Genomic DNA, 7,860 nt, shown 5'->3' on the forward strand with positions numbered 1-7,860 from the left:
GCAAGCAGTCCAGGCAGTTTTCCCAGTAATAGTTTCGATTATTCAAGCGTCAATCCCAGTAGCAGTTGCGATTATTCAAGGTTTAGCAACGATTATAACTGGCGTAGTGATCCCAGCAATCCAATTTATTTTATCAGTTGTTCAAGCGGTGTTTCCAGCCGTTATGAGCATAATTACATCTGCGATTGGTATTATAACCAATATCATAAAGTTATTTACTGCAGTTCTACAAGGAGACTGGAGTGGGGCATGGAACGCGGTGAAAGGGATAACCTCAAATGTAATGTCACTAATTGGAAGTATAATCCAAGGAGCGATAGATTTAATAAAAGCTGTAGTGACCTCGGGGCTAAATTTAGTACAATCCGTTTTTTCTAGTGTTCTATCAGCAATTGGTTCACTAGTAAGTTCGATTTTCTCGGGTATAGGTTCGGTGATTTCATCAACAATGTCTGCAGCAGGCAGTATTATTTCTGCGATGTGGAACGCAGCAAGTTCCGCTACATCTAGCATCCTAAACGCTATTTATAACACTGTAACTCAAATCTTTAATAATGTGACGTCATTCTTAAGCGGAATCGATTTAGGGAGCATCGGTCGTAATATGATGCAAGGACTTTTAGATGGTATAAGTGGAATGGCGAGTGCCATCTGGGGGGAAATAACAGACATTGGTAACGGTATTAAAGATAAATTTACAAGCATATTATCGATTCACTCTCCTTCACGCGTTTTCCGTGATTACGGTATATATACGGGCAAAGGTTACGTGAATGGTATCGACGGAATGAAAAGCGCAATAATTAAAACATCAGAGAATATGGCTGACTGGATGAAGCCGGAAATGTTAGCAGTGGACACAGGTTCTGTAAATACAGGCGTGGCAAAAGCCGTAGCACCTTCGGTGTATGCGAGTACGAATCGTAAGCCTAGTACGGATGCGACTTCGAACTTCCAACGTGAAATGACGATTGAAAATGTAATTGTGATGGACGGTAGGGAAATAGCGAGAGCGACAAAAGGGTACTTAGATAACATGCGTATGCAGGACGTAAGTATCCAATCATATTTATTAGGAGACAAGGGGTGATGGCGGAGGTGGATATAGAAACAACATTAGGAACAATAGTACAACGGTTAGATGGAAAGACATATAAGCTTGAAGAAATCGGGATTACAACGAGAGACTTCAACCCGTCCTCACCATCCCCGAAACATAATACAGAAGAAACAGACGGACAACATGGAGCAATCGATTTAGGGACGGTTTACGAACCGCGAAAAATCAATTGCTCTTTTTATTTAAAGGCGTACGATATGTGGGATTATGCGTTACTACGAGACGAAGTGTTTAAGATTTTCGATAGTAGACAACCGTTTTATATCATCGATGCCCGAAATCCAGGGAAACGATGGCGCGTCAAGTGCAACAGTTCTTACGATATCGAACAACAACGTATATATGGGTTCTTTGATATTGAGTTTATTGCATTTTCTCCATTTGCTGAGTCGATTGGGACCACGTTGTCTCCACTAACTTTTGATTCTAACATTTGGCAAATCGGACAAGGTTTAATTGCTGAAGATATAAAGTATACACATAACACTACATCTTTTCGTATTTATAACGCTGGTGATGTAACTATAGATCCAAAATCGTTACCCTTAAAAATTACCTATAAAGGTGTTTCTAATAATCTATCCATAAAAAACGTTACTACCGGGGATGTTTGGAGTTACACAGGCAATACGGCTTTTGCGGACGATGTTATTATTCTAGACGGTGTCAAATCATATCGAACAGCAGTTGGAAGTATTTTTGGTAAAACAAATTGGGGATTGATTACATTAAAACCTGGTTGGAATGATTTTGTATTAGCAGGTACAGCGAGTACTTTTGAAATAAAATTTGATTTTAGATTCTATTACTTATAAACGAGGTGAAGGGATACGTTAATAGTTACTGGGATAAACGGGAAAGAAGAAATGCTATGTGATTATAAAAACGTGAGACGAAAACGTAGAGTAAACGGTGATTTTACTCTTTCTTTTAATCTACTAAACACTGACGCTGTGAAACATGCTTATAATCTAGTCGATAAGCGGGCAAAGATTACAGATAGATTTGGTGACGAATATATAATAATTGGGTTAAACAAACAAGGGCATTACGGAAAAGCAATAACCGCTATCCATGTTTTCTTTGATGATTTAATAAACAATTGGCAATACGACCTAAAGAACGGTTACACCAATTTCGTACAATGTATGGACTTTATCTTTAAGGATACCGGTTGGAAGTGGGTTAATCAGGGAGAGCATTTGCAGCAAAACGATTTGAAAATTTCGGAGACGATACAAGATTAGCTCTTTTACAAAAAGCTCTCAATCGATACGGAGCGGAATTTTTAATCGATAATAAGAATAAGACGGTAACGTTTAAAAACGAAATAGGTAGCGAAAGGGATGCGCAATTCCGTTACGGACACAACCTGAAAACCTTCGAAGAGGAAAACGATATGAGTAACTTTGCAACAGTTATTCAAGGTTACGGTAAAAAAGACGAAAAAGAAATCAAGGTTGAGTACGAATCTCCAATGGCTAAAGTTTACGGGCGAATACACCAAAAGCCAATACGCGACGAACGCTATAATTCGGAAGCTACTTTGCTAGAACGTTGTAAGAAAGATATAAATGATGTTCCGGAAACGAGATTTAAAGTAAGTGTTGCTAATCTTATCGAAAATGGACTTTCGTTACATCAATACGAATATGGAGATTACGTGTATATGTTATACGATGAAGCGGGAGTTTCAGTGAAAATACGTATTGTAGAAATCGAAGACGATCCGACAGACATTACGAAATCGCCTATCGTTGAGCTGTCGACTTTTAAATATTTGAAATCGCCGGAAGCCATCGAAGCGCAGTTTAAGCAGACGCAGAAACAAGTCCAAAAACTACTGGACGACGGTGGTAATTTAAGTTTAGCGTTAAAGAACTTATATATGAATACGCAAACCTTTGCGGACAGTACAGGCGTCTGGTATATCGACCCGAACGACCCGAACAGATACGTCCATATTGGTGCAGGAGGCCTCGATGTTCATCGCGGTCTTATTCGTGTTGAACGCGATGACGGTTTTGCAACAATTATTGGTGGTGCTATACAGTATGGTTTTGATATCGCAGGTCACTATCCTCCGTTCCGCGGAATTAACATCGTAGAAGATGGCTGGTGGTTAACGTCTATACACGACGTCTTAGATAGCTGCCAATTTTACACATTTGAACATAAAACAAGATATGTAAAATTAAAAGCGCAAATTTTCACTGAAGCTGGTGGAGAGGTTGAACTTGCAATGGTTTCGAGCGATAGCGGTCAACAAATCATGAGCAAGATTTCATCCACACAGACTTCTGCGCCACCGTCTAACGATGATGTAGAGCTTGTGTATGATTTAGGCGTTCCGAATGGAGAACTCAAAAGTTTTTACTTGCGTATGAGAAACAAAGTAGCAGGAAAGAAAGCATATGCGCGGATATTCCGTGTGTGGTTAGAAGGTTAATAGAAACTATTAAAAACGAAATTTAGGAGGAATCAATTATGAAATCAGTTCAAATTTACTTAGGGAAACCTCAAACAAACAAATTAGTGGTATGTGATGTGCAACAAAATCAGCAAGTTACTGTAAAACAATTCATCTTCAATAATTCATTAGAAACTGAACAAACGGTAACATTAACACTTAATACAATTGATATCATGACTGTTAAAGTGAAACCCGGTGACAATGTACGTGATACATTTATCGTTCTAAATTCAGGAGATAAACTATTAATCCAACAAGAAACAGAGAATGCAGTAAATGTAATGATTAATGGAACTTCTGAACAAATGGCATCTAATTCGCCTACTTCTACACCATATTAAAACCTGAGATCCTGTAAAGGGTCTCTTTTTAGATATTAAAGAAAAGATGGTGATATAAATGCCAGTTAATTTAAATAGATGGCCTAATAATTTCGCAAACGGAAACTTGCGGATTGGAATGAATAAAAACTGGGATCAACTTGAAGGTAAATTCAATGCATTTGAACAGACAAATGATAATTTAATACAGGATGCCAAAATAGCGAAAGAAAAAGCCGAAGCAGCAGACACTTTATCAAAAAATGTACAAAAACAGTTAGATGAAGCTGTAATCAAAGGAGATTCTTCCCCAGCAGCAGACCAAGCGAGGGTAGATGCAATAGGGAAAACACATCCATCTTTAAAGGCTCGAGCGGACAATGATTTTAATACATTAACCGCTCAAATTAACGTTCTATCTCAAAACAGCTTAGCTAAATTATGTCAAGATATGGCTAAGGGTGAATATATAGTTATCGATTGCTTTGGTGATTCTACCTATTATGGTTTAAAAGTAGGTGGTGGTCGCGTTGACACGCCAGCACCAACGATGCTGCAAACAATTTTACAGAGTTATTATGGTAATGTGAATATAACCGTTAATAACAGAGGATTAAATAGTAATCAGACTACAAATGCACTTCGTAGCTTTGAAAATGATGTAAAAAACAGTGTTGCATCTATTATTTATATAAATTATGGGTTGAATGACTTAACAGGAGCAAATCCAACAGGAGTTTCTGATCCTAAAATCAATGCTGAACAGTATCGACAAAATCTCCGCCTAATGGTCACTATCGCTCGAAAATATAACAAAGTGGTTATTTTAGATTCACCAAATGTGCAACTAGCAAATCATGGTGGTGGCGATTTCCAATTCCGCATGGAAGGTACTCAACAGTTTTCAAACACAATGAAACAAGTAGCTAGAGAATTGAATGTGCCTTTTATTGATCAACAGTATTTAACGAATAAATATTTACAAGGAGCTTTAAACATACCAGATGCATTCCCAGATGGGTTACACCCATCCCAAGAGGTGTATATTCAAAAAGGTATCAATATGGCGTTACCTATTGTTGCTCCTACCATGATGAAAATAAAAGGACCTACAATAATTCCGGCAGGATTACCGGGTATGCAGGCAACTAATGCTAAATACGATACATCTACGAATAAAGGAGCGCGAACAGGACTCTTTTATTATTCCACTCAAAGCGTAAGGGCAGCTATTTGGGTAGATGAACCAGGTTTAGATATATATGTTTCAACGTGTCAATGGAGCGGCGGTACAGCATCATGTAATTTTAAGGTGGATGGAACAATAATAGGAAATGCTAGCATTAATGATAATGCGCTAATTACTCCTATTTATGCCACTGAGAACGAAATACTAGTATTAGAAAACGCAAAGCCTGGTCTACATTTTATAGAATTAGAAAATGCTGAACCATCAGGGAATGTCGGTTTATATTATTTAAGAGCATATCGAACAAGATACCAATTGACTCGGAGAACGACAACTACATACGTTTCACGAAGAGTTGTAGTTGCAGAAGAAATAGATATTGCCGAATTTACAGAGCAAAACCCAGTTGGCCACATTATGCTAGATGTTCCGACATCACGTCTATTAGATACGTGTGATGTAGAGATGATAGCTTCATTAAATAAAGGCGACGGAATGATTCTGTTTACTAAACCTATATCAGACGGTAGCCAACCTCACGGTGGATTATACGTATATTTAGATAACTATGGATTCCTAAAGTATTCAGAAGGGTCAGGAAAGGGGGGATATATTAATAACACGATATTAAGTGAAAAAGATCATTCAAATACACAGCATAGATATCGTGTAACAGTAACGCCTTCCGGATTGGCTACATTTTATGTAGACGATATAGAAGTAGGAACATATAACATGACGAAACCACATATTGGAGGTTTTTTAGGGTTGTTTAAAAATTCATATGGTAAGACTCGAATCAATAAACTTTCTGTGTATTAATTATGAATAAAATACAGCTTTTACAACAAAACGAAGAGGGACACGGCGTCTCTCTTTTTTTATTTTGCGAAAGGAGGATGACGATGTTTATGCCGGAAGAAATCTTTAAATTAGCGTTATCACAAGGACTCTTAGCAGTCCTTTTTGTTTGGCTATTTTTCGATTCACGTAAGGAGAGTAAGGAGCGCGAGGGTAAACTCCAAGCGGTCATCGAGAAGAACCAGGAGGTAATCGAAACGCAAGCTTCAGCCTTTGGTTCGTTATCGAAAGATGTAACGGAAATCAAACAGATTTTAAATGCGAAGGAGGACGTAAAGTGAAAAACGTAACTAAATTATTTGTATCAAAACTAACGTTGAGTCTGGCTACCGTAATGGTAGTCTTTTTTTCGTTCATGGGCGGGGCTTTTGCCGAGTCGATTAACCGAATGCTCATCCCGGATTTACCCAAACAATCATATCGATATGGAGTCGGTCAGTACGAAGGTGTAGTCGCACACTCGACCGCCACTCCCGAAGCACCCGCTATTAATATCCGAAACTATGAAGCTCGTACTTGGCACAATGCTTTTGTACACTTCGCAACGGACTGGAACGAAACGATTCAAATCGCCGATACGAAGTACATTGCATACGGTGCGGGCCCGGCAGCTAACAAACGATTCGTCCACGTTGAATTATCCGAAACTAGCAATCCAGCAAAGTTTAAATCTTCGTACGAACGTTACGTTAAATTACTAGCGAAGATTCTGAAAGACAACGGGTTAACAGTCGAACAAGGTCTTTGGACTCATGAAGATGTGACGCGTAAACTAGGCGGTACTGATCACGAAGACCCTCGTGCATACTTAGCTTCTCACGGTGTATCTATCGCTCAATTCCGTGCGGATGTAAAACGAGCGTATGATAACGGTGAGGTATCCGTCGTAGTACCGGAGAAACCGAACAAGCCAGAAGTGGAAAATCCTAACGTTTCTGTGACGCCATCTAACGGCATTGCATACATTGATGGTATTAACATTAACTTACGAAAAGGTCCTGGGACTAACTACGGTGTGATTCGTAAGTTACAAAAAGGTGAAGCTTACCAGGTATTCGCTGAAAAAGACGGTTGGTTAAATCTCGGCGGAGAACAGTGGATGAAAAACGATTCGTCATATATTCGTTACGATAAGGGTAGTACAAGCGTTGATAAAGGCGTAGTGGGTAAACGTGTCGTGTCGAAAGTAAACGACTTAAACTTCTATACGAAAGCTACATGGGACAAGACGTACCTATCCGGAACAGTTGATGCAGGGCTCGGATTCACTATCGATGCTAAAGTCGACGTAAATGGTTCACCGCAATATAAAGTGCATAATTCGAAAGGGCATGTTTATTACATCACTGCTAGCCCGACTTATGTGGAAGTACGTTAATAAATACGAAGAATAAACCGTCTCTGTAAAAGGAGGCGGTTCTTTTTTTGTTTAACCCTCTTCCTTAAGAACGTACGTTCGTATATAATAAAGACAGAAAGCACGAATTATATACAGAAAGGACAGGGATTTATATGAGTAGTTGGGGAACTCCAAAAATACGGGGAAGAGGGATGGTAAAGTGGCAACCATTCGCAAGTATGCCGGAACAGTTCGTTGGTATTAGAGAAATCATGGAGAATAATACGAAGGTACCACGTCCAATAGTGACGCAAGAAGCGTTAGAACGAATTGAAAACCGCTTATTAACTTCGTTATTAACTAGCGAGGAATTAAACATTACGTATTATAAAGATGGTCACGTACATACAAACTACTATACCGTCGCGGATATTGATCCTTTAGAAAAGGTTGTCATTTGCACGGATGCTTTTCGTCATAAGAATACGTTTAAGTTTATCGATATTATTGACGTGAATTAAAAAGACCGCCTGTGAAGGGCGGTCGAGTTTTTTTTTT

At 38.8% G+C, this 7,860-nt stretch carries 7 protein-coding genes and 1 pseudogene; all 8 read left to right on the forward strand.

Annotated elements, in window-relative coordinates:
• A partial coding sequence (locus GFJ36_RS12855; RefSeq protein ID WP_481747065.1) for a phage tail protein occupies positions 1 to 1,090 on the forward strand: 1,090 nt, incomplete at its 5' end.
• Entirely contained in the window at positions 1,090 to 1,935 is an 846-nt protein-coding gene (locus GFJ36_RS12860) for a phage tail family protein (protein WP_157349644.1), read from the forward strand. The genes GFJ36_RS12855 and GFJ36_RS12860, both read left to right, overlap by 1 nt.
• 51 nt (positions 1,936 to 1,986) lie before the next feature.
• Positions 1,987 to 3,569: pseudogene (locus GFJ36_RS12865) on the forward strand (phage tail spike protein).
• 38 nt (positions 3,570 to 3,607) lie between these two features.
• Positions 3,608 to 3,934 (forward strand): hypothetical protein, encoded by a 327-nt coding sequence (locus tag GFJ36_RS12870; protein ID WP_098608417.1) that lies wholly within the window; start codon positions 3,608 to 3,610, stop codon positions 3,932 to 3,934.
• A 58-nt stretch (positions 3,935 to 3,992) separates the two neighbouring features.
• Positions 3,993 to 5,924, forward strand: coding sequence for an SGNH/GDSL hydrolase family protein (locus tag GFJ36_RS12875; protein WP_157349645.1), 1,932 nt, complete (start codon positions 3,993 to 3,995; stop codon positions 5,922 to 5,924).
• An 83-nt stretch (positions 5,925 to 6,007) separates the two neighbouring features.
• On the forward strand, positions 6,008 to 6,244 hold the full coding sequence (locus GFJ36_RS12880) for a BhlA/UviB family holin-like peptide (RefSeq protein ID WP_000480957.1): 237 nt from the start codon (positions 6,008 to 6,010) through the stop codon (positions 6,242 to 6,244).
• 53 nt (positions 6,245 to 6,297) lie between these two features.
• Positions 6,298 to 7,341 carry an N-acetylmuramoyl-L-alanine amidase gene (locus GFJ36_RS12885; protein WP_157349647.1) on the forward strand — a complete coding sequence of 348 codons (1,044 nt, stop codon included), beginning with the start codon at positions 6,298 to 6,300 and terminating at the stop codon, positions 7,339 to 7,341.
• Between the two features lie 173 nt (positions 7,342 to 7,514).
• A complete protein-coding gene (locus GFJ36_RS12890; RefSeq protein ID WP_481747066.1) occupies positions 7,515 to 7,823 on the forward strand; it encodes a YolD-like family protein in 309 nt (102 codons plus the stop codon).
• The last annotated feature ends 37 nt before the right edge of the window (positions 7,824 to 7,860 follow it).

The sequence above is a fragment of the Bacillus sp. EE-W1 genome (assembly GCF_009760835.1).
Classification (GTDB): Bacteria; Bacillota; Bacilli; order Bacillales; family Bacillaceae_G; genus Bacillus_A; species Bacillus_A wiedmannii.